This window comes from Pseudomonas sp. NPDC089530 (assembly GCF_050280705.1).
GTDB lineage: Bacteria > Pseudomonadota > Gammaproteobacteria > Pseudomonadales > Pseudomonadaceae > Aquipseudomonas.
This window is the reverse complement of record NZ_JBNNVU010000001.1, coordinates 29,603-54,742: the sequence shown is the minus strand read 5'-3', so window position 1 is coordinate 54,742 and position 25,140 is coordinate 29,603. Positions and strand designations below refer to the sequence as shown.

Annotated in this window: 28 protein-coding genes; 4 read left to right on the top strand and 24 right to left on the bottom strand. The window is 64.9% G+C overall.

The genetic code is table 11. The features are described from left to right. Positions 1 to 115: 115 nt before the first annotated feature. The 17 genes from ACQKQA_RS00275 to ACQKQA_RS00195 form a co-directional block, all read right to left on the bottom strand. A complete protein-coding gene (locus tag ACQKQA_RS00275) occupies positions 116 to 901 on the bottom strand; it encodes a hypothetical protein (RefSeq protein ID WP_427552337.1) in 786 nt (261 codons plus the stop codon). A 72-nt stretch (positions 902 to 973) separates the two neighbouring features. Continuing rightward, on the bottom strand, positions 974 to 1,327 hold the full coding sequence (locus tag ACQKQA_RS00270; RefSeq protein ID WP_427552336.1) for a DUF2493 domain-containing protein: 354 nt from the start codon (positions 1,325 to 1,327) through the stop codon (positions 974 to 976). Next, positions 1,315 to 3,024: a Na/Pi cotransporter family protein gene (locus tag ACQKQA_RS00265; protein ID WP_427552335.1), complete on the bottom strand. Its 1,710-nt coding sequence runs from the start codon at positions 3,022 to 3,024 to the stop codon at positions 1,315 to 1,317. The genes ACQKQA_RS00270 and ACQKQA_RS00265 overlap by 13 nt, the downstream gene beginning before the upstream one ends. 21 nt (positions 3,025 to 3,045) lie before the next feature. Further along, entirely contained in the window at positions 3,046 to 3,261 is a 216-nt protein-coding gene (locus ACQKQA_RS00260) for a hypothetical protein (protein ID WP_427552333.1), read from the bottom strand. Positions 3,262 to 3,423: 162 nt separating this feature from the next. Continuing rightward, entirely contained in the window at positions 3,424 to 6,141 is a 2,718-nt protein-coding gene (mgtA, locus tag ACQKQA_RS00255) for a magnesium-translocating P-type ATPase (RefSeq protein WP_427552332.1), read from the bottom strand. A 289-nt stretch (positions 6,142 to 6,430) separates the two neighbouring features. Further along, positions 6,431 to 6,715, bottom strand: a complete 285-nt coding sequence (locus tag ACQKQA_RS00250; protein WP_427552331.1) for a hypothetical protein — start codon at positions 6,713 to 6,715, stop codon at positions 6,431 to 6,433. A gap of 446 nt (positions 6,716 to 7,161) precedes the next feature. Next, positions 7,162 to 8,319 (bottom strand): glutathionylspermidine synthase family protein, encoded by a 1,158-nt coding sequence (locus tag ACQKQA_RS00245; protein ID WP_427552330.1) that lies wholly within the window; start codon positions 8,317 to 8,319, stop codon positions 7,162 to 7,164. A gap of 11 nt (positions 8,320 to 8,330) precedes the next feature. Then, complete coding sequence (locus ACQKQA_RS00240; RefSeq protein WP_427552329.1) at positions 8,331 to 9,053, bottom strand: DUF1190 domain-containing protein; 723 nt, start codon at positions 9,051 to 9,053, stop codon at positions 8,331 to 8,333. Between the two features lie 20 nt (positions 9,054 to 9,073). Next, on the bottom strand, positions 9,074 to 9,502 hold the full coding sequence (locus ACQKQA_RS00235; RefSeq protein WP_427552328.1) for a DUF350 domain-containing protein: 429 nt from the start codon (positions 9,500 to 9,502) through the stop codon (positions 9,074 to 9,076). A 15-nt stretch (positions 9,503 to 9,517) separates the two neighbouring features. Next, positions 9,518 to 10,168, bottom strand: a complete 651-nt coding sequence (locus ACQKQA_RS00230; RefSeq protein WP_427552327.1) for a DUF2491 family protein — start codon at positions 10,166 to 10,168, stop codon at positions 9,518 to 9,520. Beyond that, complete coding sequence (locus tag ACQKQA_RS00225; RefSeq protein WP_427552326.1) at positions 10,155 to 11,189, bottom strand: potassium channel family protein; 1,035 nt, start codon at positions 11,187 to 11,189, stop codon at positions 10,155 to 10,157. The genes ACQKQA_RS00230 and ACQKQA_RS00225 overlap by 14 nt, the downstream gene beginning before the upstream one ends. Before the next feature lie 69 nt (positions 11,190 to 11,258). Then, positions 11,259 to 11,825, bottom strand: a complete 567-nt coding sequence (locus tag ACQKQA_RS00220) for a rhomboid family intramembrane serine protease (protein WP_427552325.1) — start codon at positions 11,823 to 11,825, stop codon at positions 11,259 to 11,261. 199 nt (positions 11,826 to 12,024) lie between these two features. Next, the gene (locus ACQKQA_RS00215) at positions 12,025 to 12,726 is read right to left on the bottom strand and encodes a PspA/IM30 family protein (protein WP_427552324.1); all 702 of its coding nucleotides are present in this window, start codon (positions 12,724 to 12,726) and stop codon (positions 12,025 to 12,027) included. A 26-nt stretch (positions 12,727 to 12,752) separates the two neighbouring features. Continuing rightward, positions 12,753 to 13,457 carry a YjfI family protein gene (locus ACQKQA_RS00210; RefSeq protein ID WP_427552323.1) on the bottom strand — a complete coding sequence of 235 codons (705 nt, stop codon included), beginning with the start codon at positions 13,455 to 13,457 and terminating at the stop codon, positions 12,753 to 12,755. 149 nt (positions 13,458 to 13,606) lie between these two features. Beyond that, the gene (locus ACQKQA_RS00205) at positions 13,607 to 14,275 is read right to left on the bottom strand and encodes a DUF2491 family protein (RefSeq protein WP_427552322.1); all 669 of its coding nucleotides are present in this window, start codon (positions 14,273 to 14,275) and stop codon (positions 13,607 to 13,609) included. Between the two features lie 248 nt (positions 14,276 to 14,523). Further along, the gene (locus ACQKQA_RS00200) at positions 14,524 to 15,018 is read right to left on the bottom strand and encodes a GNAT family N-acetyltransferase (protein ID WP_427552320.1); all 495 of its coding nucleotides are present in this window, start codon (positions 15,016 to 15,018) and stop codon (positions 14,524 to 14,526) included. Next, the gene (locus ACQKQA_RS00195; protein WP_427552319.1) at positions 15,015 to 15,605 is read right to left on the bottom strand and encodes a GNAT family N-acetyltransferase; all 591 of its coding nucleotides are present in this window, start codon (positions 15,603 to 15,605) and stop codon (positions 15,015 to 15,017) included. The genes ACQKQA_RS00200 and ACQKQA_RS00195 overlap by 4 nt, the downstream gene beginning before the upstream one ends. Before the next feature lie 106 nt (positions 15,606 to 15,711). On the opposite strand from ACQKQA_RS00195, the gene ACQKQA_RS00190 reads away from it, so the two are divergent. Then, entirely contained in the window at positions 15,712 to 16,299 is a 588-nt protein-coding gene (locus ACQKQA_RS00190; RefSeq protein ID WP_427552318.1) for a LysE family translocator, read from the top strand. Between the two features lie 24 nt (positions 16,300 to 16,323). Here the strand turns inward: ACQKQA_RS00190 and ACQKQA_RS00185 are convergent, their stop codons facing one another. From ACQKQA_RS00185 to ACQKQA_RS00175, 3 genes are all read right to left on the bottom strand, one after another. Beyond that, complete coding sequence (locus ACQKQA_RS00185) at positions 16,324 to 17,157, bottom strand: helix-turn-helix domain-containing protein (RefSeq protein WP_427552317.1); 834 nt, start codon at positions 17,155 to 17,157, stop codon at positions 16,324 to 16,326. 38 nt (positions 17,158 to 17,195) lie between these two features. Then, entirely contained in the window at positions 17,196 to 17,699 is a 504-nt protein-coding gene (locus ACQKQA_RS00180; RefSeq protein WP_427552316.1) for a VOC family protein, read from the bottom strand. A 90-nt stretch (positions 17,700 to 17,789) separates the two neighbouring features. Continuing rightward, positions 17,790 to 18,701 (bottom strand): LysR family transcriptional regulator, encoded by a 912-nt coding sequence (locus tag ACQKQA_RS00175; RefSeq protein ID WP_427552315.1) that lies wholly within the window; start codon positions 18,699 to 18,701, stop codon positions 17,790 to 17,792. A 110-nt stretch (positions 18,702 to 18,811) separates the two neighbouring features. Between ACQKQA_RS00175 and ACQKQA_RS00170 the strand changes: the two genes are divergently transcribed. Next, positions 18,812 to 19,657: an oxidoreductase gene (locus tag ACQKQA_RS00170; RefSeq protein WP_427552314.1), complete on the top strand. Its 846-nt coding sequence runs from the start codon at positions 18,812 to 18,814 to the stop codon at positions 19,655 to 19,657. Between the two features lie 237 nt (positions 19,658 to 19,894). Then, positions 19,895 to 20,458, top strand: a complete 564-nt coding sequence (locus ACQKQA_RS00165) for a GGDEF domain-containing protein (protein ID WP_427552313.1) — start codon at positions 19,895 to 19,897, stop codon at positions 20,456 to 20,458. 27 nt (positions 20,459 to 20,485) lie between these two features. Here ACQKQA_RS00165 and ACQKQA_RS00160 read toward each other — a convergent pair whose 3' ends face one another. Continuing rightward, entirely contained in the window at positions 20,486 to 20,956 is a 471-nt protein-coding gene (locus ACQKQA_RS00160; protein ID WP_427552312.1) for a MarR family winged helix-turn-helix transcriptional regulator, read from the bottom strand. A gap of 103 nt (positions 20,957 to 21,059) precedes the next feature. Between ACQKQA_RS00160 and ACQKQA_RS00155 the strand changes: the two genes are divergently transcribed. Beyond that, positions 21,060 to 21,428 carry an antibiotic biosynthesis monooxygenase family protein gene (locus ACQKQA_RS00155; RefSeq protein ID WP_427552311.1) on the top strand — a complete coding sequence of 123 codons (369 nt, stop codon included), beginning with the start codon at positions 21,060 to 21,062 and terminating at the stop codon, positions 21,426 to 21,428. Between the two features lie 7 nt (positions 21,429 to 21,435). Here the strand turns inward: ACQKQA_RS00155 and ACQKQA_RS00150 are convergent, their stop codons facing one another. From ACQKQA_RS00150 to ACQKQA_RS00140, 3 genes are read right to left on the bottom strand one after another with little or no spacing between them, the layout of a single operon-like run. Further along, complete coding sequence (locus ACQKQA_RS00150) at positions 21,436 to 23,043, bottom strand: ABC transporter ATP-binding protein (RefSeq protein WP_427552310.1); 1,608 nt, start codon at positions 23,041 to 23,043, stop codon at positions 21,436 to 21,438. A gap of 1 nt (position 23,044) precedes the next feature. Next, on the bottom strand, positions 23,045 to 24,064 hold the full coding sequence (locus ACQKQA_RS00145; RefSeq protein ID WP_427552309.1) for an ABC transporter permease: 1,020 nt from the start codon (positions 24,062 to 24,064) through the stop codon (positions 23,045 to 23,047). 1 nt (position 24,065) lies between these two features. Then, positions 24,066 to 25,139, bottom strand: coding sequence for a microcin C ABC transporter permease YejB (locus tag ACQKQA_RS00140; protein WP_427552308.1), 1,074 nt, complete (start codon positions 25,137 to 25,139; stop codon positions 24,066 to 24,068). Position 25,140 lies beyond the last annotated feature (1 nt).

The window sequence follows — 25,140 nt, the reverse complement described above, 5'->3', positions numbered from 1 at the left end:
CTGCCGGCGCGCTGCGCCTATCGCCGGCAAGCCTGGCTCCTACAGACGCAGGGGTGTTGTCGGCCTCTGTAGGAGCGCAGCTTGCGCGCGAGACGTCCTGTCAGGCACACCGCGTTTAGAACCTCAAGGTCGCACCGCTGGTCAGCCAGCGGTCGCGGCTTTCGTTCAACTGGCCGCCCAGCACCAGGTCGAGGTCCAGGTTCGCCCCCAGGTGCAGCCGCGGCCCGGCTTGCCAGGCCTGTTCGCCACCGCGTTGCCCGTAGCGCTCGGTGACCAGGGTCAGGCGCTGGCCCAGGTCGTATTCCAGGCCGCCGCCCCAGGTCCAGTGATGGTTCTGCTGGCCGTCGTCGTAGGCATGGGTCCAGCCGGCGTTGAAGTTCAGGCGCAGGCGGTCCAGGGGCTGGTAGGTCAGGGGCAGGCTGATATCGCCGCCGTCGAACGCATGGGCGCGGTTGAGGGCGAAATGCGCGGTGGTCGCCAGGGCCAGTTGCAGGCCCAGGTCTTCGCGGTTCCACAGCTGCGCCTTGAGCTGCGGGCTCAACTGGGTCTGCGAGTCGCCGTCCTCGCGGTTGCGTTCGAGGGCGGCGCCCAGTTGCAGCCGGGGCAGGCCGGCGAAGGTGCAGGCCGGGGAGAACACCGCGGCGTGGTTGGAGCCCTGGTGACGCTGGCTCTGGTACCAGACATCCAGGTTGCATTCCCCCGGCGCGTTGATCGCGCCGTCGTCCACCACGTAGGCGCCGCCGGCGGCGTTGGCCTTGGCGATCAGGCTGAGCAGGCCGATCACGCTCAGGGTGAGGGCGACGAACATCAGGTTGCGCCGCAGCATGCGCCGTTTGGCCGCGGGCAGGTCACGGGTGAGGCTGGCGAAGCGGTTGCTGCGGGATGGGGTGTACTTGGACATGGCTGATCTCGCTAAAAAGGTGGGCAGCGGCCGCGGGTTGCGGGCCGCTCCGTAGTCAGGGGGGGAGAAGGGTCATTGCCAGTCGCTGACCGACAGGGTCGGGATGCCGGCTGCCCGGGCCTGGGCCACCAGCTCTTCGGTGTCGTCGCCACCGGGCAGGGCGATGACCATGTCGGGCCGGCTGTCGCGGAGCATGAAGCTGTTGCGCAGGCGCTCGGCGAGCTTGCCGTGCAGCTGCCAGTTGGCCGGGTAACGCACGATGTCGGCGCCGATCTCCCGGCCCCAGTCCTCGATCTGCGCGCCGAGGAACTGGTTGCCGCCGTGGATCAGCACCTGCACTTCATACAGGCGCTGAAAGGCGTCGAGCACCCGCCGGCACAGCTGGCTGTCGGTGCAGTGGCGGCCGGCGCAGATCAGGACACGCATCGCACGCGCTCCTCTGCCGTCGGCTTGAGGCTGAGCGGGTTGTCCAGCAACAGCTCGCCCAGATCGGCGTGGTCCAGTTCGCGCTCGCCGGCCCGCTCCAGCGCCGGATAGGCCAGGGCGGCGACGTGATGGTGCACGCGCCGGTAATCGCGCAGCACCCGCTGGAAAATGTCCCCGGACTCGGCCCAGGCCGTGCGGTCCTCGCGCAGGCTGCGAAAGTGCTCGCGGCTGGCGTCGGCTTCCAGCCGGCGGACCAGTTCCTTGCGGCCCAGCAACTGGTGGGCGCTGGGCAGGTCTTCGCGCAGGAACACCGTGATCGCCAGGCTCAGGCTGTCCACCAGGGCCTGGTGCAGGGGCTGGATGCAGTCCAGCTCGAACACCGAGAACTGCTCGCCGCGGCGCAGCCGGCGCGTCGCCAGCTGGGTCAGGCTGCTGGAGAGGATGTCGCCGGCGTGTTCGAGGTTGATCGCGAACAGCAGGATTTCCTGGGCGCGGTCGGCGTCCTGGTCGCTGATGCCGTCCTGGCCGATATCCGCCAGGTAGGCCCGGATCGCGGCGCTGAGCAGGTCCAGCGACTGGTCGATGCGCCGCACTTCGTCGGCGCCGGACGGGGTCGAGGCCTGGAACAGGCGCAGCACCCGCTCGAACATCTGCGACAGCATGTCGGCCAGGCGCAGGGCCTCGCGGGCGGCGTTGGACAGGCCGATATTGGCCACCGCCAGGCCGGCCTCGTCCAGGTACTGCGGCATGCCCGGGTCGACATCGCGCTGCGGCTCGGGCAGCAGGCGGGTCAGCAGGGCGGCCATGGGCCCGGTCAGGCCGATGAACAGCAGCGCCAGGGCCAGGTTGAACAGGCTGTGCAGGTACACCACCCGCAGGCTGGGGTCGAGGGCCGCGACCGCCGAGTGTTGTGCGAGCCAGGGCAGGCACGGCAGCAGGGCGACGGCGCCGATGAGGCGCACCAGCAGATTGCCCAGGGGCAGGCGCCGGGCGACGCTGGAGTCGGCGTTGAGCAGCGACGGCAGGGCGCCGCCGATATTGATCCCCAGCACCAGGGCCATGGCGGTCACCGAGGACAGCAGCCCGGTAGCGGCCAGGGATGCCACCAGCAACACCACGGCGACGCTGGAATGGCACAGCCAGGTCAACAGGGCGGCGAGCAGCAGGGCGATCAGCAGGTCGCCGTCGAGGCCGCGCATCAGCGCGGCGAACACCGGCGTGCCTTCCACTTCCCCCAGGGTGGCGCCGAGGGTGCGCAGGGCCAGCAGCATCAGCCCCAGGCCGATCAGCGCGCAGCCAAGGCTTTCAAAGCGCGAATCGTCGCGCAGGCGGAACACGATGAAACCCGCCAGCAGCACCAGCGGCGCCAGCAGCGAGACGTCGACGCTGAGCAGCTGCACCACCAGGGTCGAGCCGATATTGGCCCCGAGCATCACCGCCAGCGCGGGGGCCAGGCCCAGGGTGCCGGTGGCGGTAAAGGAGCTGGCCATCAGGCTGACCGCGGTACTGCTTTGCAGGACCCCGGTGATGGCGACGCCGGACAGCAGGGCCATCCAGCGGTTGTTCAGGTGCTGCCCCAGCCACTGGCGCAGCTGGGTGCCGAAACCGCGCAGCAGGGCCGAGGAAATCATCTGGGTGCCCCACAGCAACAGGGCGATGGAGCCGGCGAGGTTGATCAGCAGAGTAGTTCCCGACATGAGGACTCTCCTTGTGGTGTTTCATGGCTTGGCGGATCGCAGCAGGCGCAGGCAGCTGCGATGAAGGACGCTGGCGAAGCCCAGCAGTACGCGGATTGCCATCCTGCTCAGCAGGCCCCGGGCATACAGCCGGACGCCGACCAGGGTGATCAGGCTGGCGAGGCTTTCCAGGGCGCTCACCAGCAGGGCGCGCAACGTGCGTTCGGTCAGCGACCGCAGGTCGGTAAAGGCTTTCATGGGCTGTTCTCCAGGCGGCACGCGGCACCCGTCCTGCAGGAGCGAGCGGGCGGCGATCCGACTTGCCCGCGATGAAGGCGCCGCCGACGATCAGGGATACCGCGTCACCGTTGAGCGCTGGCCAGCCAGCTCCCACCGATGACGCGATTGCGGCTCAGCTCCTCAGAACCACTGCTTGAAGCGACGGATGTAGAGGGTCTTCATGGTCTGGGCCACGACGCAGTAGCTGAGCAGGGTGCCCACCAGCCAAGGGAAGTATTCCCACGGCAGCGGTACCAGGCCGACCATTTCACCCAGCGGCGAGAACGGTACGTAGATGCCCAGGGCCATCACCAGCCCGGTCATCAGCATCACCGGCAGCGCCGCCGTGCTCTGGATGAACGGGATCTTCTGGGTGCGCAGCATGTGCACCACCAGCGTCTGTGAGAGCAGGCCCTCGATGAACCAGCCGGACTGGAACAGCGCCTGCATCTCCGGGCTGTTGGCGGCGAACACGAACCACATCAGGGCATAGGTGGTGATGTCGAAGATCGACGAGGTCGGCCCGATCCACAGCATGAAGCGGCCGATGTTCTTCGCGTCCCACTTGCGCGGTTTGCGCAGGAACTCCTTGTCCATCTTGTCCCACGGCAGCGACAGCTGGGAGATGTCGTACATCAGGTTCTGCAGCAGCAGGTGGATCGCCAGCATCGGCAGGAACGGGATGAACGCACTGGCCACCAGCACCGAGAACACGTTGCCGAAGTTGGAGCTAGCGGTCATGTTCAGGTACTTCATGATGTTGCCGAAGGTCTCGCGACCCTTGATCACCCCTTCCTCCAGGACCATCAGGCTCTTTTCCAGGAGGATGATGTCCGCCGATTCCTTGGCGATGTCGGTACCGCTGTCCACCGAGATGCCGACGTCGGCGTCCCGCAGCGCCGGGGCGTCGTTGATGCCGTCGCCGAGGAAGCCCACGGTGTGGCCGTTGGCCTGCAGGGCCTTGAGTACCCGGGATTTCTGCAGCGGGGTGAGCTTGGCGAACACCGAGCGTTCTTCCACCAGGCGCCCGAGCACTGCATCGTCCATGTGCTCGATATCGCGGCCGAGCACCGGCTGGCCGACGTCCAGGCCGACTTCGCGGCAGATCTTCGCGGTGACGATCGGGTTGTCGCCGGTCAGCACTTTCACCGTCACGCCGTTCTCGCGCAGCGCGGCGATGGCCGGGCCGGCGGTTTCCTTGGGTGGATCGAGGAAGGTCAGGAAGCCTTCGATGATCAGCTCGCGCTCGTCGCTGGCGCTGTACTGCTGACGGGTCTGGGTCGGCGCCAGGTCGCGGGTGCCGACCAGCAGCACGCGGAAACCGTCGCGGTTGTATTCCTCGGCCAGTTCCAGCAGCGCCGCGCGGCGTCCGGCGTCGAGGGCCACGGTCACGCCGTCCTGACGCACCCGGGTGGCGGTGTCGAGCATTTCCTCGACCGCGCCCTTGCACACCAGCAGATGATGGCCGCTGTCATCGGCGAGGATCACCGACAGGCGCCGGCGGACGAAGTCGAAGGGCAGTTCGTCGACCTTGCGCCAGGCATCGGGGGCGCTGAACTTCGGGTTCTCTTCGGCGAAGCGCACCACGGCGCGGTCCATCAGGTTCTTCATGCCGCTCTGGTGGAAGCTGTTCAGCCACGCCAGTTGCAGCACCTGATCGCAGCGGCTGCCGCCGATGTCGACGTGGTGCTCGAGGATGATCCGGTCCTGGGTCAGGGTGCCGGTCTTGTCGGTGCACAGCACGTCCATGGCGCCGAAGTTCTGGATCGCGTTGAGGCGCTTGACCACCACCTTGCGCTTGGCCATGGCCGAGGCGCCCTTGGCCAGGTTGGCGCTGACGATCATCGGCAGCATTTCCGGGGTCAGGCCGACGGCCACCGCCAGGGCGAACATGAAGGCCTCGGCCCAGTCGCCCTTGGTGAAACCGTTGATCAGCAGCACCACTGGCACCATCACCAGCATGAAGCGGATCAGCAGCCAGCTGACGCTGTTCACCCCACGGTCGAAGGCGGTCTGGGTGCGGGAGCCGACGATGGAGCGCGCCAGGGAACCGAAATAGGTGCGCGCGCCGGTGGCGACCACCACCGCGGTGGCGGTGCCGCTGACCACGTTGGTGCCCATGAAGCAGATGTTCGGCAGGTCGAGCAGGTCCTGCTGGTCGGCGGCGGGGCGGTGGGCGGATTTCTCCTGCACCGCGCCCAGGGTGTCGTACTTCTCCACCGGCAACGCTTCGCCGGTCAGCACCGCCTGGCTGATGAACAGGTCGCGGGACTCGATCAGGCGGATATCCGCGGGGATCATGTCGCCGGCCGACAGTTGCACGATGTCGCCGACCACCAGGTCGCGCATCGGCACTTCGCGCAGCATGGCTTTCATGCCCATCTGCTCGCGGCGCAGCACGGTGGCGGTGGTCCGCACCATGGCCTTGAGCGCCTCGGCGGCCTTGGCCGAACGGTATTCCTGCCAGAAGCGCATCAGGCCGCTGACCAGCACCATCACCAGGACGATGATCACCCCGGTCAGGTCGGTTTCCTCGCCGGCTTGCAGGGGCAGCCAGAAGTCGGTGAAGAAACTGATGCCGGTCAGGGTCATCAGCACATAGATGAAGGGGTTGTTGAAGGCTTGCAGCAATTGCACCAGCGCGTGGGGCGGCCGGTCGTGGGCCACCTCGTTGAAGCCGTCGCGCTGCAGGCGGCCTTCGGCGTCGAGTTCGGTCAGGCCGTTGACGGTCGACTTGACGTTGTCCAGGGTCACGCCGAGGCTGTTCTGCGCCTCCCGGGCCGCACGCATCGACAGCCGGGTGTCGTCGCGGGTGGTGGGGTTTTGCGCGGAGGGGGTGCGGGTTTTTACCGTAGTCATTACGTGTGCTCCTGCCGCAGGCTTGCGGCACGACACACAGACCACTCACCTATTCAAGGACGAGCGAACGTATGTCGAGCCGCAAGTAAGCGATCGATTCAGGTAGTTGCGTTTTATGGGTTTTAACGTTCGCCGCATATCCCGTGAACAGGGATATACGACGAACCTACTACTGGCTTCGTCCATAAGGGTGACCACCAACTTGTTGTTTTAAGCAGGCAATAGAAAGTTGCCGAATTCCTTATTAAGGAAAACGTTCGGGAAGGACTTTGAAGTGCCTTCGGTTGAACTAGAAGTGCGAGTCCCGCGACAGGCTCAGCAGCAGGCCGGCCTGCAGCAGGAGGCCGGCCAGGCTTCGACTCTGAGGGTCCTGGCTGTCATCGAAACTCCAGCGTTGCTGGAGCCGGCAGGTCACCGGGCAGACGCGCCAGTTGGCCCGTGGCCGGGCTTGGGGGGAGGGTGCGGAATACAGGGTGCCGACCCGGGCGGCGCCAACGCGCTCACCGCAGGGCTTGACCCGCATGGTCGATGCAAAGGCGCGTACGCCGGGCATTACAGTGGATTTGAAGTTCATAACAGTTGCCTCGCGACCGGACTGGTTCCGGTGAAGGCAAGTTACGAAGGAGCGTCAAGCTCTAGCGCAGCTTACCCGACCGAAAGTCGAGCCCCGTCATTGTCTGGGTCAGTGCCCGGCTCTGCATGAATGCAAGGGCCAGACAGCGTCTAGATACTGTGTCCATTGGCTTCTTTAGTGAGTTGAAAAAAGGCCGGTTTGACCGGCCCGCGCAATTTACTCAGGCACTGGTATCAAGTCAAGGTTAAATTGCCGCGAATTAAGTGTTCGTTCAGCTTTAAGTAAAGTCTCTGTCCGAATACAGATAAATGATGGGGCAAGTTGTTGGGCGTACCCTGAATAACTGTCATGAAACAGTCTGGGCGATAGTTGTTGTAGGGGATCATTGCAGTCTTTGCCCGATAGGCCGGAGGGTAACCGAGGCGCCTTGCGCGCCCCGGTCGGTTTCAGTCGAGGATCAGGTGCGGCAGGAAGCGGCTGGAGTCCTTGGTGATCAGGCTGTTGTCTTCGCGCACGCCGATGCCGGCGGCCTGGTCGCCGATGACCCAGGAGCCGATCAGGGTGTAACTGTCGCCAAAGCGCGGCAGCGGGGCGAAGGATTGCAGGATGTAGGGCGCGTCGGTGTAGGGGCCGTCTTCCTTGACCACCTCGTTCTCCGGGGTGCGCAGTTCGATGTTGGCGCCTTCGCGGGAGAAGAACGGCTTGCGCACCCAGCCCTTGGGCACCTCATGCTGCGGGTGCGGGTCCAGGTGGGCCTCCAGCAGGTTGGGGTGGCCCGGGTTGAACTCCCAGAGCAGCGGCAGGATGCCCTTGTTGGACAGGATGGATTTCCATGCCGGTTCGAAAAACTGTGTGTCGCTGCCGGCGATCGCCGCGCCGAAGGGTTCGTGGAAGATGAACTCCCAGGCGTGCAGCTTGAACAGGTGCGGGATCCAGCGGTCCTGCAGGTCGACGAAGCGCCCCTCGTTGGTAAGGCCGATGTCTTCCACGTCGATATGCCGCGACTCGATGCCGACCTTTTCCGCGATCAGGCGCAGGTAGTCGGTGGTGGCGCGGTCTTCCACCGAGTCCTTCATCGAGGCGAAATAGAACGGCCGCTCGATCCCCAGCTGGGCGAAGGCCTGGTGCAGGCGGGTGTCGATGCTGTTGAACTGGTCGGCATGCCGGGGCAGCAGGCCGCGCTCGATGTTCTGCTCCAGCCAGCCCCACTGGAACGCCGCCGTTTCATAGAGGCTGGTGGGGGTGTCGTAGTTCAGCTCCAGCAGTTTCGCCGGGCCCTGGCCGCTGTAGGAAAAATCCAGGCGGCCGTAGAGGTGCGGATGCCCTTCGAGCCATGAGGTGCGGATCATGTCGTAGAAGGCCGGCGGAATGCTCAGGCGGTCCAGCAGGGCCTCGTCGTGCACCACCCGGCCCACCAGGTCCATGCACATCTCATGGATCTCGGTGGTCGGGTCTTCCAGGTCGTCCTCGATCTGCTTGAGGCTGAACTGGTAGTAGGCGCTTTCATCCCAGTAGGCTTCGCCGTCGATGGTATGGAACAGGAAGCCGAGCTTCTGCGCGGTCTGTCGCCAGTCCGGGCGTTCGTTGCAGAGGATTCTCTTCATCACGCGGCCCCTTAGCTGCTCGAGCGTCCCGAGCTCCAGCCCGAACTCGAACTGGAGCCGCCCCAGCCGCTGCGGGCGCTGGCCTGGCTGCCGAAGCCGCCACGGGAGGTGGAGGAGGAGACGGACATCGATCGTGGGCTGGTGACGCGGAAACCGCTGCCCGACTGGGCCTGGCGCGACTTGGAGAAGGTCGAGCCGCTGGCGATGCGCTGGTTGAGCGTCGAGTTGGCATAGCCGCCGCGGTCGTCGCGGTAGCGGTAGACCGGCTCGGAATAATAGTTGCGGCTGCCGCCGCTGAGCAGGTTGCCGATCAGCAGGCCGGTGAGCAGGCCGCTGTCGATGCTGCTGAGCGACGAGCCCGAGTTGACCCCGGGGCTGACCCCGGCCGCCGCCAACTGCTCGCGTGTGAAGGCGCCCTGGGCGTTGATTTCAAAGCCGCCCAGCTTCGGCACGAACTTGCCGTTGGAGTCGATCTGGCACCAGTTTTCGACGAAGTCGGCATCGCAATCGGCCTGGTTGTCGTAGACCGGCGCCTGGGCGCGGTGCTCGGCCATGGCCTTGATATAGGCATCGGAGCAGACGTCCACGGCGATCTTGCCGTCCACGCATTCCTGCACCGACTGGAAGTTGAATTTCTGCTGGACCGCGAGGGTCTCCGGCTCCGAGTTGCAGCCCGAGATCGCCAGCGCCACCGAGGCGGCCAGGGAGAGCTGAACGTATTGGCTTCGTTTCATCGAGGGCTCCGTGCGGTCGATCAGTTCTGCGAAGGGGTCATGCAGGCGGCGTTGAGCAGGCCGACGCTGATGGCCACCGCGGCGACATAGATGCCGGCGGCGATTTCACCGTTGCGGATGCGTTGCGACGTGCCCTTGAGCACCAGGCTGGTCATCAGGAACGCCAGCAGTTGCACCACGGCGGCGATCAGTGCCCAGACCGCGAAATCCAGCAGGCTGATGGAGTAGGCGATGACGTTGCTGGCCGGAATGGCGAAGCCGATGATAGCGCCGCCCAGGGCGATGGCGGCGGAGGCGTTGCCCTCGCGGATCAGCTCGAACTCCTTGTGCGGCGTCAGGTGGGTGTAGACGAACTGGAACAGGGCGAACAGCACGGCCGCGCCGAGGATGTAGGTCAGGAAACCGACCACGGCGAACTTGTTCAGGGAAATGGAAAGGGCTTCAAGCATGGGTTCTGGTCCTTGTCAGAGGGTTTGCAGGTCGGTCATGTAGAGGGAAATGCCCAGGGAGGTCACCAGGCTGACGCTGCCGTCGGCGTATTGCTCCACGGAAAACAGCAGGAATTCGCGGCGCTGGGTCAGGCCGGTCTCGCGGGCGTACAGCATCGAGTGGCTGTCGAAGGCGAAGGTCTCGTCGGGCTTGGAGACCTGCTCATGCAGCGGCACCAGCTCGGTCTGGCCGGTTTCGGTGCCCCATTCGCGCTGGTACTCAACCCCGTCGAGGGTGTAGGTCGGACGGCCGATCAGGCTGCCGGGGCCGGCCAGGCGGCGCAGCTCGGCTTCGCTGTTGATGGCCTGGTTGCTCAGGTAGTTGAACAGGATCACCGACTTGACCTGGCCGTCGACACCACCGCTGGTGTGCACCTGCAACCAGTAGTCCTCGTCGTCCAGGTAATAGCGCGACAGCCATTCGGACTGGCCCAGGTCCACCCGGCCTTCGCTGTAGACCGCCTGGTCGCCGGGAATCGTGACGCCGGTCTTGCCGTCGAGCAGCAGCTTGAGGCTGGCGTCGAAGCGCACGCCGACGCCCATGTTCAGGCCGAGCGGGCCGGCCGAAGAAACCGGCTCTGTGCTGGTCGGGGCCTGCAGCCCCATAAAACGTTTAAACCATCCCATTGTCGAGGTCCTTCAGGCGAGTGGAAGCAATGTAGAAGAGATCGCCGCCCTGGACCCGCGTGTCGCTGTGCGGGTTGATCTGCGGGTGTTGCGCGCCGCGGGCGCGATAGCCGATCAGGGTGGCGTTGTAGCGCTGTTTGAGGCGCACGTAGAGCTCGGCGAAGGTGCATTCATAGGTGTCGGGCAGGCGCATGACGTACTGGGTGGCGCCTTCGCCGACGCACAGCAGTTCGTTGATCACCACCGAGGAGCCCGGGTCCTGGGACGAGCGGACCAGCATCTCGATGGCCATGCTCGAGGTGCACTCCAGCTTAGGCGCGTAGGAGGCGGCCAGGGTAGCGATTTCACTGTCGTTGAAGTGGGCGACCACATGGCCGCTGGGGCGCAGCTGGTTGATCGCCAGGACGCTGGCCAGGGTCAGGTCGTCGGAGCAGGTGCGCACCAGCACGCGTTCGGCGCCGGGCACCCCGGCGCGCAGCAGCAGGGCGGCGGACGACAGGCTTTCGCCGCGCACGAAGGCGGCCTTGCCCTGCATCGGGTTCTCTTCGAGGGTCGCGTCGCAGATCACGATCAGGTTGTCGTTGGAGGTTTCGTCCTGCAGCAGCAGTTCGATCACCCGCTCGCTGGACGCGCCTTCCCAGCCGACCAGCACGGTATGGCCGGTCTTGCCGGTGAAGTCGCCTTTGCCTTTCATGCCTTTTCTCCATACGTCGATGATGCTGCTGGTGGTCTTGCCGATGGCCGCGGTCAGCAGGGCGATGCCGCCGAGCATCACCCACACGGCGACGAACACCCGGCCAGCGGCGGATTGTGGCGACAGGTCGCCATAACCCACGGTCAGGGTGGTGGTGAAATAGAAATAGATGAAGGTCGCGGGCGCGGTGAGGTGCTGCTCGCCCAAGGCCACCAGGCCGAGATAGGAGGTCGCGGCATGCACGCCGAGCGCAATGGCCAGGCCCATCCAGCCGAAGCGCTGGAAAAAGGTGGCCGCGTATACCCGAAGCAGGATGAAGATCGACATCGAATCCCTGATTTGCTGGTGAACTGTTCTATCCGTGATGCAGTGGGCAGCGCCCGGGTGGGGCGTGCGTCATGGCCGCGCGGCATTAGACATCGGCTTGGCGCCGGATAAAAGCATTTTTGCTGCGATGAAGCCCGAGAAGGCGCCGGCGATATGCCCTTCGAAGGACACTCCGGCCCGCGGCAGAAACCCCAGCACCAGGCCGGAGTACAGGAACATCGTCACGCCGGCGGCCAACAGGCTGCCCCAACTGCGCAGCAGCCAGGCGCGGGTGAGGATATAGGCCCAGAGGCCGAAGACCCAGGAGCTGGCGCCGACATGGATGCCGCGAAAGCCGAACAGCCACACCAGGGCGCCGGAGAGCAGGATGATGATCAGGCTGACCGTCACGAAGCGCCGCTGGCCTTCGGCGACCACCATGGCGCCGAGCACCAGGAAGGGCACCAGGTTGGCGCTCAGGTGGGCAAAGGAGCCGTGGAGGAAGGGGGAGGCGAGTATCCCCGGCAGGCCCAGCAGGGTGCGTGGGATCAGGCCAAAGACATTCAGGCTGTAGCCGCTGAGGCTATTGAGCAGCTGTACCGCGACCATCAGCAGGGCCAGGCCCGCCAGGGTCTTGAAGCCTTTGCTCGTGTCCATCGCGGCCCTCCATAGGCCAGAAAAGGGTGCCGGGCGGCCAGCGCCACACCGGTGTAGCCACTGCTGCAGCCTGCGAGCGGCTGCGTAGCAGTGGTGAAGCCGAATACGCGATTTTCCTGAAGTGCCGTGCCGTCTGGCCTTGCGACTGCTGCGCAGTCGATCGCAGCCTACGGCAGCGGCTACAGGGAGTGCAGGGGCCTTACTCGGCCGACTTCTGTTTTTTCAGGCGTTCGAGAATGGCGTTGGCGCTGCCCTGGTCGGGCACGATGTTGGCTTCGCGCAGGCGACGCTCCAGGTCGTTGCCGTTGCTCGCGTCGGCCAGTTGGTCCTGGGCTTCCAGTTCCGCCGCACGCTGGTCCTGCTTGGCTTGCAGGCGGTTCAGGGTGTTGACCGCGGTTTCCAGCTTGCCGTTGGCGCCGCCGCTGGCGATCGAGGCGCTGACCTGGGCCTTCTGCACGCTTTCGCGGGCCTTGGCCATGTCCACCTGCTGGCGCAGGCTGCGGATGCGTGCTTCGGCCTTGCCGATGTCCTTGCGCATGTTCTCGGCATAGGCGCCGAACTCGCTGGCTTGCTTCTGTTCCGCTTCCAGGCCGGTGGTCAGGGTCGAGATGGCTTCGGCGACTTCCAGGGCCAGGTCTTCGCGGTTGGCTTGCAGGGCGGCAACGGCCTTGGATTCCAGGTCGGCGATCTTGGCGTTGAATTCGCTCACCCGCTCCGTGGACAGCTTGTGCTTGGCCATGATGGTGACCAGTTCGCGCTTGGCGTTGGCCAGGGCGTTGTCGGCGTCGCGGATTTCCTGGTCGAGGATGCGCAGGGCCTGCTGGTCGACGATGGCTTCGCCGACTTCGTTGGCGCCGCCGCGCAGGGCGGTGAAGAGTTTGTTCCAGATGGACTGAGTCATGTAGGCGTACTCCGGATGCTGGGTAATCAGTTGAAGAAGCTTTCGAAAGCTTCGGTGGCGCGCTGGACGTTATCCACCAGGGTCTTGATTTCGGTGACCACGTTGGTCAGGTTCGACGCCGAGCTCAGGGCGCCGAACATGTTGTAGACGGTCTGGCCGTTGGGCATGGACTCGATGCCGATGGAGGACAGGGGGAACATCTCCCGGCTGCGCAGTACCGCGTCGTTGAACCGGGCGACGTCGTTGATCGACTCCAGGTCCACCAGCACGGTGTCGACGATGATCTGCTCGCCGACCACCGCGATGTAGATCGGCAGGCCGCCGAACTCGTGCATGTCCAGCTTGATGCTTTGCTCGGCCCCTTGAACCAGGGTCAGGCCGATTTCGTTCGAGGTCACTTCGTCCAGGGCCTGCAAGGCGCCGAAGAGGCGATCGATGGTCCAGTTCTCACCTGCAATCATGTCGTTCTCCAATACCGGTGCGCCGCCGATCAGGGGCTGGCGCAGCTTCTTCTCAAGTTGCTTGAGCACGCTCCGGTTTTCCGGAAGTACCCAGGTTTCGTGTTTCACATAACCAGCGGCACTCAGGCCCGCGCGCATCTGCTTCATATAGAAGCTCGATGGTTTCTTGCCGGACGCCTTGTCGCTGGACGCTTTCGAGCGCTCTCCTTGTCGACTCTCTGAGGAAGCCGGTGGGTCAGCGGGCTGACGGGCCGGGAGGGTCTTTTTCATGGGGTGACTCCGTTTCTCACGTATCACGCGTGAGAAAAATTACAGGATGATCTGTCTCTGTTCAATAGCTCACGCGTGATATTTTTCAAGGCCGAACTCGATAGAGGATCCAAGGTTCTGAAGGCTGCTTGAGAAGATCAGGTCGGAGCCTATCCAGGATAACTGACGTGCAGATCGCTCAAGTACAAGGAGATACCTCGCGCGACAGTGAAAGAAACATCGTCATCCAGCCCAAATAGCAGGAACTCCCGGCGATTGGTCAAACCTGTGTCGCGGGAGTAAAGCACTGAGCGGTGCATGATGCTGTCAGGGTCTTGGTCGTCCTCGTCATCCTGATGGTGGACGTATTCCGTCAAAGGCAACAAGGCTGTTTGCCCTGTCTCTACCCCCCATTCCCGGCTGTATTCGAGACCTTCATGAGTGAGTGTGGGATTACCGATCAAGGCCCAGGGGGCAACCAGACAGCTCAGCCGTTCGCCGCTGTCGATATCCGCTCTGACAATAGTCTCGAACAGAAGGACTGATTCGACCTGAAAGTCGCCGCCGTTGCCGTGTGTATGAATCTGCAGCCAATGGTCGCTGGGGTCGAGGAAATAGCGCGATAGCCAGTGAGTGCCTCCCAGGTCGATAAAGGACTCGGCAAAGATACTCATCTCACTCTCCGGAATCGTTACCTTGCTTTTACCGTCGAGCAGCAGCTTGAGAATCGAATCGAAGCTGACCTTGCTGATCAGGCTAAGGTCGAGGGGGCCGGGGGAGATCTCCTGCTCCCGATTCTTCATGGGTTCGCTTCCCAGAACGTGATCAAACCAGCCCATTGTCGATGTCCTTCCCTTGATAGCCATTTAGTGGCGGCATTAAACATCGGTCTTGTGCGGGATAAAAGGCTTTCGCTGCACCTGATCCAGAGCATCCAGGCTGGTCAGCCGCTGATGTAGGTGTTCGACCTGAGTTGCCTATTCGTGTCGTTACGCAGGCTAGGAGGAGACAAACAGGCTGCCTGGATGGCGGGCATCGCAACGATAGTTGATGTGCCAGTGTTCAGTGCTCAGAAGGCTCATTGAGTTCATGCCGGGACGAGGAATCTATACAGGGTGCAGGGATAGCCGTCCGCCGTGCTCGGCTGGCAACTGAAGGCGCCGCCGCTGAGCTCGGGGAGGACCCGGGCCCAGAATGCCCGGGCCGGCGGGTTGGCATCCAGGTGTAGGACCTGCCACTGCCCGGGCAGCCCTGCCAGTAGTTGCGTCACCACCTGGCGGCCGATGCCGCGCCCGCGAAAGCGCCGCACCACGAAGAGATAGGCGAGGTTGTACTGCACCTCGGCAAGGCGCACCTCGTCGTCGACTATGGCGAAACCGGCCAGTTCGCCCTCGACCCGCAGCAGCCAGGGTCGGGTCCCGGGTTGGCGCCAGTACGGGGTCTTCGGCTGGATGGCGAACAGGCCGTGCTGCCCCAGCTTGATCGGCAGCCACTGGCTGAGTTCGTACATGAAGAACTGCATCAGGTTTTCGATGCACTCCCAGTCGTCGCGCTGGGCCGGCTGCAGGTCGATCTGGCTCACGGCTCCAGGTTCCGCGCGGTGTCGTTGGTCGGCGTGGCCTTGGCCGCGAAGTAGTGTTCGGCGCTGAGGCTGTACAGCAGGCTCGGCGCCAGGCCGGGGAAGTCGTCCAGTTCGCCGTCCAGGGTCAGGCCCAGGCGTTCCAGGGCGCGGCGCGACGGCAGGTTGTCGGGGCGCACCAGGCCGATCACCTGTTCGGCGCGTAGCTCAAAGAAGGCCAGGTGCAGCGCGGCGTTGGCCATTTCGTTGGCGTAACCCTGGCCCCAGGCATCGACGGCGAAACGAAAGTACAGGTTCAGCCCGCTGCGCTCGCCGAAGCGGCTGTGCATGATGCCGCCGAACCCCAGCACCCGTTCGGGGCGGGCGCAGTCGCAGATCACCCAGTAGCCGAAGCCGTGCTCGCGCCAGTGCTGTATCCAGCCTTGCAGCCGGCGTTGGCTGGCCTCGGCGTTGTCCGGGCCGGCGGGGTTGTAGCGCTGGGTGCGTGGGTCGCCGTGGATCTGACAGGTGATGGCCAGGTCGTCCAGCGTCGGCGGTCGCAGCAACAGGCGGGCGGTGAGGGTCGGGGCGTGGAGCTGTGCGTCGGGCATGGCAGCGGTCCGTGAACCAGGGTGGGTATTTTTCTTCAATACAGCCGGTGGCCTGGGCACCTACTGTGGTCACCGGACTTTCCGATCGATCCTATGAAGGTGTGAGATGAGCGTAGTGTTTTCCATGGCGGCCTTCGCGCTAGCCTCTTCGATTACCCCCGGTCCGGTCAATATCGTGGCCCTGAGTTCCGGCGCGCAGTTCGGTTTTCGCGCCAGCCTGCGGCATGTCGGCGGCGCTACCCTGGGTTTCGTGCTGTTGCTGGTGCTGATCGGCCTGGGCCTGCATGAGCTGCTGCGGTTGTGGCCGTTCCTGACCCGGGGCATCCAGCTGTTCGGGGTGGCCTTCCTGCTGTTCATGGCCTGGAAGCTGGCGATGGATGACGGTCGGCTGGGCAGCGACGACAACGCCAAGGCGCCGTCGGCCTGGTACGGCGCGATCATGCAATGGCTCAACCCCAAGGCCTGGCTGGCTTGTGTCGCCGGTATGGGCGTATTCGCCGCCAATGGCGAGGCGCTGCTGGTGTGGCAGTTCGCGCTGGTGTACTTCGTGATCTGCTACCTGTCGATCGCCTGCTGGGCCTATGCCGGGACCTTCCTGCGCCAGTACCTGAGCAACCCCAGGGGCATGCGCCTGTTCAACCGCAGCATGGCGCTGCTGCTGGCGGCGAGTGCGGTGTATCTGTTGTTGCCATGAGGGGGAAGCGCCAGGGCAGGCGCATCAGCCGCGATACTGCCCCGGCGTCGCCGCCAGATGCTGTTTGAACGCCCGCTGGAAATGCGCCTGGTCGGCGAAGCCGGCTTCCAGGGCCACCTCGGCGATCGGCTCGCCGTCCCGCAGGCGGCTCTGGGCGAACTGCACCCGCCGGTTGACCACGAAGGCGTGGGGCGTCATGCCGTAATGCTGCTTGAAGGCACGAATCAGGTAGGACGGCGACAGCTCGGCGGCCTGGCAGATTTCTTCCAGTTTCAGCGAGCGGGTGCAGTGCGTGCGGATGTAGTCGGCGGCCCGTTGCAGCTTCCGGTTGCTCTCGCGTAGCGGCTGCTGCGCCGGGTTCAGGCGCTGTTGCAGATCGCTGAAAAACGCCACCGCGGCGCTGTGTTTCTGCAAGGTCTCGGCCTGTTCGTCCACCAGCACTTCATACAGGCGATTGAGCCCGGCATAGAGCGCGGGGTCGTCGCTGTAGGGGGTGGCAAAGGGGCGAAAACCCAGCTCCTGGCTGAAGCCCAGCTGGTGCTGCAGATCGGTCAACCAGGGGGTATCGACATAGAGCATGCGATAGGACCAGGGCTGGTCGTCGATCGGGTTGCAGGCGTGCACTTCGCCGGGGTTCATCAGCACCACGGTGCCGGCGCTGATGCGCAACCGTGTCTGTTGGTGCAGGTAGGTGCTGTGCCCGGCAGTGATGGCGCCGATGGAAAAATGCTCGTGGGCATGCAAGGCGTAGCAGACCTTGCGCCCGTCGGCGATGGAGCGGGCTTCGATAAAGGGCAGTGCCCCATCGCGCCAGAACCGCGGGGCGCTATCGGGGCTGTGGGTCTGGCTCGGCTTCATCAAAGGGATTCCATCGGCAAGCAAGGCTCGCGAGTGTATTAGGTCTGGCCGGCGAAGGCTCGTTCCAGCGCGGCGATATCGAGTTTTTTCATCTGCAGCAGGGCCAGCATCACCCGCTGCGACTTGGCCGGGTCGGGGTCGGTCATCCAGTGGTTCAGCGCGCAGGGCACGATCTGCCAGGACAGCCCGAACTTGTCCTTGAGCCAGCCGCACTGCTGGGCCTGGGGATCGCCGCCGTAGGACAGGGCGCTCCAGAAGTGATCGATTTCCCCCTGGTTCTGGCAATTGACCTGCAGCGAAACGGCTTCGTTGAAGGTAAACACTGGACCGCCGTTGAGGCCGGTGAAGGTCTGGCCATCGAGCTCGAAGGACACGGTCATCACCGAGCCTTCGGGGCGGCCGTGGAACTCGACCCCGGCCTTGCCATAGTGGGTGAGGGCGGTGATGCGCGAGTGATCGAAGATCGAACAGTAGAACTGCGCGGCGGCTTCGGCCTGGTGGTCGAACCACAGGCAGGGCGTGATGCGGTGAAGGTGCGACATGACGGCTCTCCTCGGCTGGGTGTCCCGCTTGAGCAAGCGTAGCCAGCCCGGGGGCACCCGGGATTGCCGTAGATCGACAAACCGCTGCGCTCAGGAACGGCCTTGCCCGGCCACCCAGGCCCTGGCCATGTCGATGAAGGCGCGTAGTTTCGGCTGGCTCTGGGTACGGCTGGGAAAGTACAGGTACAGCCCCGAACTGCGTGGCACGAAGGCTTGCAGCACGCGCTCCAGGCGCCCGCTGGCCAGGTCGTCGGCGATCTCGATGTCGCAGGCGTAGGCCAGCCCCTGGCCGGCCCGCGCCGTGGCGAGCAACAGTTGGCGGTCGTTGACCACCAGCGCGCCCTGGACGCCGACGGTGAAGTCCCGGCCGTTATGGCGGAACTCCCAGCGATGGGTCAGGCCCGAGGTGAGGAAGCGATAGCCGATGCCCTGGTGCCGGGTCAGCTCTTCCGGGGTCTGTGGCCGGCCGGCCCTGGCGAAATAGTCCGGCGCGCCCACCACCGACCAGGGCAGGTCCGGGGTCAGGCGCACGGCGATCATGTCCTTTTCCAGGGACTCGCCCAGGCGGATGCCGGCGTCGAAGCCCTGGCTCACCAGATCCACCGTGGCGTCGTCCAGGGAAATCTCCAGGCTGACGTCGGGGTAGGCGGCGCGAAAACGCGGGATCAAGGGTTCCAGCAGCAGGCTGCCGGACAGGCGCGGCGCGGTCAGGCGCAAGGTGCCCATCGGCCGGTCGCGGTAGCTGCCGAGCACCGCCAGGGCATCGCCGATTTCAGTGGCGGCCGGGCGCAGGCGGGCGAACAGGCTGCTGCCGGCTTCGGTCAGGGCCACGCGGCGGGTGGTGCGCTGGAACAGCAAGACGCCGGTGCGTCGTTCGAGGGTTTTCACCGCCTGGCTCACGGCGGTTGGGGTCACCCCCAGCTGGCTGGCCGCCTGGGTGAAACTCTTGTGCTCGGCGACGGCGAGAAACTCGGTCAAGCCGTCGAAAGGGTCCTGATTCATCGCAAGGCCATTCTGAAAGAGAGGTTCATAGTGCTTGTAGCACGAGGCGATTTTTCCGGCTAATGCCCTTGCGTACCTTGTGTTCACCCACTCCTTACAAGGTACTGATCATGACTTCGCAAACCCCTTTCAAACGTGTCTGGCTGATCACCGGGGCTTCCCGTGGCATCGGCGCCAAGATCACCGCCGCGGCCCTGGCCCATGGCGATGCGGTGGTGGCCACCGCGCGCAACGCCCAGTCGATCATCGAGCGTTTCGGCGCGCAGCCGGGCCTGCTGGCCGCGCAACTGGACGTCACCGACGAGGCTCAGGCCCGGGAGGTGGCGCAGAGCGCCGTGGAGCGCTTCGGCCGCATCGATGTGCTGGTCAACAATGCCGGCTTCGGCCTGCTCGGCGCGGTGGAAGAGGCCAGCAGCGACGAGATCCGCCGGGTCTATGAAACCAATGTGTTCGGCCTGCTCAACGTGACCCGCGGGGTACTGGCACACATGCGCGCCGCCCGCAGCGGCCATGTGATCAACATCTCTTCGATCGGTGGCTACCAGTCGGGGGCGGGCTACGGCGTCTACTGCTCGACCAAGTTCGCCGTCGAAGGCCTGAGCGAAGCCCTGCACAGCGAGCTGGCGCCCCTGGGAGTGAAGGTCACGGTGGTGGAGCCGGGTTACTTCCGCACCGACTTCCTCGACGGCAATTCGTTGCTGGAATCGCCCGCCAGCATTGCCGACTACGCATCCACCGTCGGCGTGGTGCGGCAGCAGGCCAAGGCCTACAACCAGCAGCAGCCGGGCGACCCGGACAAGCTGGCGCAGGCGATGATCGCCCTGGTCGAGGCGCAGCAACCGCCGCTGCGCCTGCCCCTGGGCACCGACACCCTGGCGGCCATCGCGGCGAAGAACGCCTATGTCGAGGAGGAAACCGCGACCTGGCGGGCGCTGTCGGCCTCCACCGACTTCTGATACCCCGAGCGCAATCCGGGCCGCTCCTACCAGGGCGGCCCGGGCCTGACCGGCTGAGCAGTGATGCCCCGGAGCGGTTTGCTGGCGCTGACCCGGTTCAGATTCCAGGTCGAGGCGGGTGGACCCTGTCCGCCTGTCGGAAGTTGCGGCCCAGGCCCGCCGGGGAGGGTGGTTGTCAGGGAAGCCAGGGCCCGCGGCAGCTACGCTAAAGGAGTTCCCTCGCCAATGGAGTGCGCGATGCTTTCCCCAGACAAACCTGCCTCGGCATCGACTGCGGTGCCGTCGCCCGAGACGGATGATCCGTCCCGGCAACTGTTGCGCGATCAGAACCGCCAGGCCGAGCAAGAACTGGCCGCGGTGCAGGTGGCCAACCTCGACAAACTGACCCTGCTGCCCAACCCGCACGGTTTTGCGGTGCTGGCGGGCGATGCGCTGCAGGTCTGCAAGGACCTGCACCGCCCGGCGACCTTGCTGCTGTTCGAACTTGATGACTTGCATCGCATCAGCCGGGCCTATGGCCAGGACGAAGGGGAGGCCGCGCTGAAGACCTTCGCCGACGGGCTGCGCATCGCGTTCCGTGACGGCGACGTGGTCGGGCACCTGGAGTACCAGCGTTTCGTGGTGCTGCTGACCGGTTCGGAGCGGGTCGAGAAACTGGCGATCATCGCGCGCCTGCAGAACATTCTCGACGAGCGCACCAGCGCTTCGCAGCGCGCCTACGACATCAGCTTCAGCATCGGCCAGATCGAGTTCGACCCGGAGCAACCGGTGGATGTGGACGGCCTGCTGGCGCAGCTGTGAGCCGGGGCGATATCGTGCCCCGGCTGTCTATTCCTCGGTGTCCGCCTGTCCTTCGAGCCTGCCGCGCAACGTGGTGATCACCCGCAGCGCGGTTTGAATATCTGCCACCTCAAGCCCGGCCGACAGCTCGTTGACCAGCGGCGTATACAGGCCGATGGCCTGGTTGAACGCTGTCGTGCCCTTGTCGGTCAGGGTCACCAGCTGCGCGCGCCGGTGATGGGGGTTGGGCTCGAAGGTCACCAGTCCTTCCTTGGCCAGGTCGTTGACGATGCGCTGCACGTTCTGCCGGTTGGCTTCCAGGTCCCGGGCCAGCCAGGCCACCGGCTGCGGGCGTTCTGCCGCCACGATCGCTCCCAGAATCTGCCAGCGGGCGCTGGTCAGCCCCAGGGGCGCGACGATCCGGTCGCCCCAGGCCAGCGTCTGGTTGCTGGCGCGGAACATGCTGAGAATGAAGTCGGTCAGGGCAGCCCCGGCCGGGGTGGGTTCAGGTGGGTGCATAAGGTCAATATCCAGACAAATTGATTCTTTCAGCTAGATTGACATCGTGATGTCAATCTAGCAATGTGATTACGCTTTCAACCCTCACTACTGGAGCATTGCCATGTCTCTCATTCGCCCTATGGACCCCGCTTTTCCAATCGAACGCCAGATCGCCCTCGAGGCTTCGTCGGTGGTCCTGGTGAACCTCTTCACCCTGGACCCGGCCGACGAACCGGTCTTCCTGCAGGCCTGGCAAGACGATGCCAGCTTCATGAAGCGGCAGCCGGGCTTCATCTCCACCCAGTTGCATCGCGCCCTCGGCGACAGCCCGACCTACCTCAATTACGCCATCTGGGAGTCCAATGCGCATTTCCGGGCGGCGTTCACCCATCCCGAGTTCCGGGCCAGTCTCGCAGCTTATCCGTCCTCCGCGGTCGCTTCCCCGCATCTGTTCCAGAAGGTCGCGGTGCCGGGCATCTGCGTCGCCTAGGCCGCGCTCACTGGCTGGCCGGCACCAGGAAGGCAGCTTCCAGCAGTTGCCGGGTGTAGGGGTGCTGCGGGGCGGCGAAGATGTGTTGCGCGTCGCCCTGTTCCACCACCTGGCCGTGCTTGACCACCATCAGCTGGTGGCTCAGCGCCTTGACCACCGCCAGGTCGTGGCTGATGAACAGGTAGGTCAGGTTGTACTTGGCCTGCAGCCGGCGCAGCAGTTCCACCACCTGGCGTTGCACGGTGCGGTCCAGGGCCGAGGTCGGCTCGTCCAGCAGGATCAGCGCCGGCTTGAGCACCAGGGCTCGGGCGATGGCGATGCGCTGGCGTTGCCCGCCGGAGAATTCGTGGGGGTAGCGGTGCCGGGTTTCCGGGTCCAGCCCCACTTCCTTGAGCGCCTCGACGATGGCCTGTTCCTGTTCCTCCGGCGTGCCGATCTTGTGGATGCGCAGGCCTTCGCCAACGATCTGGCTCACGCACATGCGCGGGCTGAGGCTGCCGAAGGGGTCCTGGAACACCACCTGCATTTCCCGGCGCAGCGGCCGTACCTGGTGTTGCGACAGACCATCCAACTGCTTGCCTTCGAAGCGGATGGCGCCTTTGCTTGCTATCAGCCGCAGGATCGCCAGGCCCAGGGTCGATTTGCCCGAGCCGCTTTCGCCGACGATGCCCAGGGTCTGGCCCTGGGGCAGGCTGAAGTTGATGCCGTCCACCGCTTTCACATGGTCGACGGTGTGGCGCAGCAAGCCTTTCTTGATCGGGAACCAGACCTTCAGGTCCTCGACCTGCAGCAGCGGTTGGCCGACCGCGTTACCCGCGGGCCCGCCGCTGGGCTCGGCGGCCAGCAGCTCACGTGTGTAGGGATGTTGCGGCGCGCGGAACAGCTCCTCGCAGGGCGCCTGCTCGACGATCCGCCCACGTTGCATCACGCAGACGCGGTGGGCGATGCGCCGCACCAGGTTGAGGTCGTGGCTGATCAGCAGCAGGGCCATCCCCAGGCGCGCCTGCAGCTCCTTGAGCAGTTCGAGGATCTTCAGTTGCACGGTGACGTCGAGGGCGGTGGTCGGCTCGTCGGCGATCAGCAGCTCCGGCTCGTTGGCCAGGGCCATGGCGATCATCACCCGCTGCCTCTGGCCGCCGGACAGCTCGTGGGGCAGGGCCTTGAGGCGCTTGTGCGGCTCGGGAATGCCCACCAGTTCCAGCAGCTCCAGGGTGCGCCGGGTGGCGACCTTGCCGGTCAGGCCCTTGTGCAGGCCCAGCACTTCGTTGATCTGCTTCTCGATGCTGTGCAGCGGGTTGAGCGAGGTCATCGGCTCCTGAAAGATCATCGCGATCCGGTTGCCGCGGATATGGCGGATGCTTTTCTCTTTCTGGGTCAGCAGGTCCTGGCCGGCGTAGTGGATGCTCCCGGACGGGTGGCGGGCCAGGGGGTAGGGCAGCAGGCGCAGGATCGAGTGCGCGGTCACCGATTTGCCGGAGCCGCTTTCGCCCACCAGGGCCAGGGTTTCGCCGCGCTTGATATCGAAGCTGATGCCCTCGACCACCCGTTGCTGCTGTTCGCCGGCGACAAACTCGACGGCGAGGTCGCGGACTTCGATCAGATTGTCCTGATTCATCTCATTTCCTCGGGTCGAAGGCATCGCGAGCGGACTCGCCGATAAATACCAGCAGGCTCAGCATGACCGCCAGCACGGCGAAGGCGCTGATGCCCAGCCAGGGCGCCTGCAGGTTGGATTTACCCTGGGCCACCAGTTCGCCCAATGACGGCGCGCCGGGTGGCAGGCCGAAACCGAGGAAGTCGAGGGCGGTCAGGGTGCCGATGGCGCCGGTGAGGATGAACGGCATGAAGGTCATGGTCGAGACCATGGCGTTGGGCAGGATATGGCGGAACATGATCGCGCCGTTCTGCATCCCCAGGGCCCGGGCGGCACGCACGTATTCCAGGTTGCGCCCGCGCAGGAACTCGGCGCGCACCACGTCCACCAGGCTCATCCAGGAGAACAGCAGCATGATCCCCAGCAGCCACCAGAAGTTGGGCTGCACGAAACTGGCGAGGATGATCAGCAAATACAGCACCGGCAGCCCGGACCAGATCTCCAGGAAGCGCTGCCCGGCCAGGTCGACCCAGCCGCCGTAGAAGCCCTGCAGGGCCCCGGCGGCGACGCCGATGATCGAGCTGAGCAGGGTCAGGGTCAGGGCGAACAGCACCGACACCCGGAAGCCGTAGATCACCCGCGCCAGCACGTCGCGGCCCTGGTCGTCGGTGCCCAGCAGGTTGTCCGCCGAGGGCGGCGCGGGGGCCGGGACTTTCAGGTCGTAGTTGATGCTCTGGTAGCTGAAGCGGATCGGCGCCCACAGCACCCAGGCTTCCTTGGCCGCAAGCAGCTCGCGGATGTACGGGCTCTTGTAGTTGGCTTCCAGGGGGAATTCGCCGCCGAAGGTGGTTTCCGGGTAGCGCTTGAGCGCCGGGAAGTACCAGCCGTCGTCGTAGTGCACCACCAGCGGCTTGTCGTTGGCGATCAGCTCGGCGCCCAGGCTGGCGCCGAACAGCAGCAGGAACAGCCACAGCGACCACCAGCCGCGCTTGTTGGCCTTGAACAGCTCAAAACGCCGGCGATTGAGGGGGGACAGGTTCATCTCAATGCTCCCGGCTTTCGAAGTCGATGCGTGGGTCGACCAGGGTGTAGGTCAAATCGCCGATCAGTTTCACCACCAGCCCCAGCAGGGTGAAGATGAACAGGGTGCCGAACACCACCGGGTAATCGCGGTTGATCGCCGCCTCGAAGCTCATCAGGCCCAGGCCGTCGAGGGAGAAGATCACCTCCACCAGCAGGGAGCCGGTGAAGAAGATGCCGATGAAGGCCGCGGGAAAACCGGCGATCACCAGCAGCATGGCGTTGCGGAACACATGGCCGTAGAGCACGCGACGCCGGGTCAGGCCCTTGGCCTTGGCGGTGATCACGTACTGCTTGTTGATCTCGTCGAGGAAGCTGTTCTTGGTCAGCAGGGTCATGGTGGCGAAGTTGCCGATCACCAGGGCGGTGATCGGCAGGGCCAGGTGCCAGAAGTAGTCGAGGATCTTGCCGCCCCAGCTCAGTTGGTCGAAGTTGTTCGAGGTCAGGCCGCGCAGCGGGAACCAGTCGAAATAGCTGCCGCCGGCGAACATCACGATCAGCAGGATGGCGAACAGGAACGCCGGGATCGCGTAGCCGACGATGATCGCCGAGCTGGTCCAGACGTCGAAGTGGCTGCCGTGGCGGGTGGCCTTGGCGATCCCCAGGGGGATCGACACCAGGTACATGATCAGGGTGCTCCACAGCCCCAGGGAGATGGACACCGGGAGTTTTTCGCGGATCAGGTCGACCACCTTGGCGTCGCGGAAGAAGCTGTCGCCGAAATCCAGGGTGGCGTAGTTCTTGACCATGATCCACAGGCGTTCCGGCGCCGACTTGTCGAAGCCGTACATCTTCTCGATTTCCTTGACCAGGGCCGGGTCCAGGCCCTGGGCGCCGCGGTAGCTGGAGCCGGCCACCGAGACTTCGGCGCCGCCGCCGGCGATGCGGCTGGTGGCGCCCTCGAAGCCCTCGAGTTTGGCGATCATCTGTTCCACCGGGCCGCCGGGCGCCGCCTGGATGATGACGAAGTTGATCAGCAGGATGCCGAACAGGGTCGGGATGATCAGCAGCAGTCGCCGCAGGATGTAAGCCAGCATC

What these genes read in the sequence shown, in the direction of transcription:
- ACQKQA_RS00220 (WP_427552325.1), bottom strand. Translation starts at nt 11,825, where the DNA reads ATGGACACGAGCAAAGGCTTCAAGACCCTGGCGGGCCTGGCCCTGCTG.
- ACQKQA_RS00155 (WP_427552311.1), top strand. Translation starts at nt 21,060, where the DNA reads ATGTCTCTCATTCGCCCTATGGACCCCGCTTTTCCAATCGAACGCCAG.
- ACQKQA_RS00190 (WP_427552318.1), top strand. Translation starts at nt 15,712, where the DNA reads ATGAGCGTAGTGTTTTCCATGGCGGCCTTCGCGCTAGCCTCTTCGATT.
- ACQKQA_RS00260 (WP_427552333.1), bottom strand. Translation starts at nt 3,261, where the DNA reads ATGAAAGCCTTTACCGACCTGCGGTCGCTGACCGAACGCACGTTGCGC.
- ACQKQA_RS00195 (WP_427552319.1), bottom strand. Translation starts at nt 15,605, where the DNA reads ATGCCCGACGCACAGCTCCACGCCCCGACCCTCACCGCCCGCCTGTTG.
- ACQKQA_RS00165 (WP_427552313.1), top strand. Translation starts at nt 19,895, where the DNA reads ATGCTTTCCCCAGACAAACCTGCCTCGGCATCGACTGCGGTGCCGTCG.
- ACQKQA_RS00160 (WP_427552312.1), bottom strand. Translation starts at nt 20,956, where the DNA reads ATGCACCCACCTGAACCCACCCCGGCCGGGGCTGCCCTGACCGACTTC.
- mgtA (WP_427552332.1), bottom strand. Translation starts at nt 6,141, where the DNA reads ATGACTACGGTAAAAACCCGCACCCCCTCCGCGCAAAACCCCACCACC.
- ACQKQA_RS00215 (WP_427552324.1), bottom strand. Translation starts at nt 12,726, where the DNA reads ATGACTCAGTCCATCTGGAACAAACTCTTCACCGCCCTGCGCGGCGGC.
- ACQKQA_RS00275 (WP_427552337.1), bottom strand. Translation starts at nt 901, where the DNA reads ATGTCCAAGTACACCCCATCCCGCAGCAACCGCTTCGCCAGCCTCACC.
- ACQKQA_RS00180 (WP_427552316.1), bottom strand. Translation starts at nt 17,699, where the DNA reads ATGTCGCACCTTCACCGCATCACGCCCTGCCTGTGGTTCGACCACCAG.
- ACQKQA_RS00230 (WP_427552327.1), bottom strand. Translation starts at nt 10,168, where the DNA reads ATGGGATGGTTTAAACGTTTTATGGGGCTGCAGGCCCCGACCAGCACA.
- ACQKQA_RS00270 (WP_427552336.1), bottom strand. Translation starts at nt 1,327, where the DNA reads ATGCGTGTCCTGATCTGCGCCGGCCGCCACTGCACCGACAGCCAGCTG.
- ACQKQA_RS00185 (WP_427552317.1), bottom strand. Translation starts at nt 17,157, where the DNA reads ATGAAGCCGAGCCAGACCCACAGCCCCGATAGCGCCCCGCGGTTCTGG.
- ACQKQA_RS00175 (WP_427552315.1), bottom strand. Translation starts at nt 18,701, where the DNA reads ATGAATCAGGACCCTTTCGACGGCTTGACCGAGTTTCTCGCCGTCGCC.
- ACQKQA_RS00245 (WP_427552330.1), bottom strand. Translation starts at nt 8,319, where the DNA reads ATGAAGAGAATCCTCTGCAACGAACGCCCGGACTGGCGACAGACCGCG.
- ACQKQA_RS00250 (WP_427552331.1), bottom strand. Translation starts at nt 6,715, where the DNA reads ATGAACTTCAAATCCACTGTAATGCCCGGCGTACGCGCCTTTGCATCG.
- ACQKQA_RS00145 (WP_427552309.1), bottom strand. Translation starts at nt 24,064, where the DNA reads ATGAACCTGTCCCCCCTCAATCGCCGGCGTTTTGAGCTGTTCAAGGCC.
- ACQKQA_RS00225 (WP_427552326.1), bottom strand. Translation starts at nt 11,189, where the DNA reads ATGTCGATCTTCATCCTGCTTCGGGTATACGCGGCCACCTTTTTCCAG.
- ACQKQA_RS00150 (WP_427552310.1), bottom strand. Translation starts at nt 23,043, where the DNA reads ATGAATCAGGACAATCTGATCGAAGTCCGCGACCTCGCCGTCGAGTTT.
- ACQKQA_RS00240 (WP_427552329.1), bottom strand. Translation starts at nt 9,053, where the DNA reads ATGAAACGAAGCCAATACGTTCAGCTCTCCCTGGCCGCCTCGGTGGCG.
- ACQKQA_RS00205 (WP_427552322.1), bottom strand. Translation starts at nt 14,275, where the DNA reads ATGGGCTGGTTTGATCACGTTCTGGGAAGCGAACCCATGAAGAATCGG.
- ACQKQA_RS00210 (WP_427552323.1), bottom strand. Translation starts at nt 13,457, where the DNA reads ATGAAAAAGACCCTCCCGGCCCGTCAGCCCGCTGACCCACCGGCTTCC.
- ACQKQA_RS00265 (WP_427552335.1), bottom strand. Translation starts at nt 3,024, where the DNA reads ATGTCGGGAACTACTCTGCTGATCAACCTCGCCGGCTCCATCGCCCTG.
- ACQKQA_RS00140 (WP_427552308.1), bottom strand. Translation starts at nt 25,139, where the DNA reads ATGCTGGCTTACATCCTGCGGCGACTGCTGCTGATCATCCCGACCCTG.
- ACQKQA_RS00170 (WP_427552314.1), top strand. Translation starts at nt 18,812, where the DNA reads ATGACTTCGCAAACCCCTTTCAAACGTGTCTGGCTGATCACCGGGGCT.
- ACQKQA_RS00235 (WP_427552328.1), bottom strand. Translation starts at nt 9,502, where the DNA reads ATGCTTGAAGCCCTTTCCATTTCCCTGAACAAGTTCGCCGTGGTCGGT.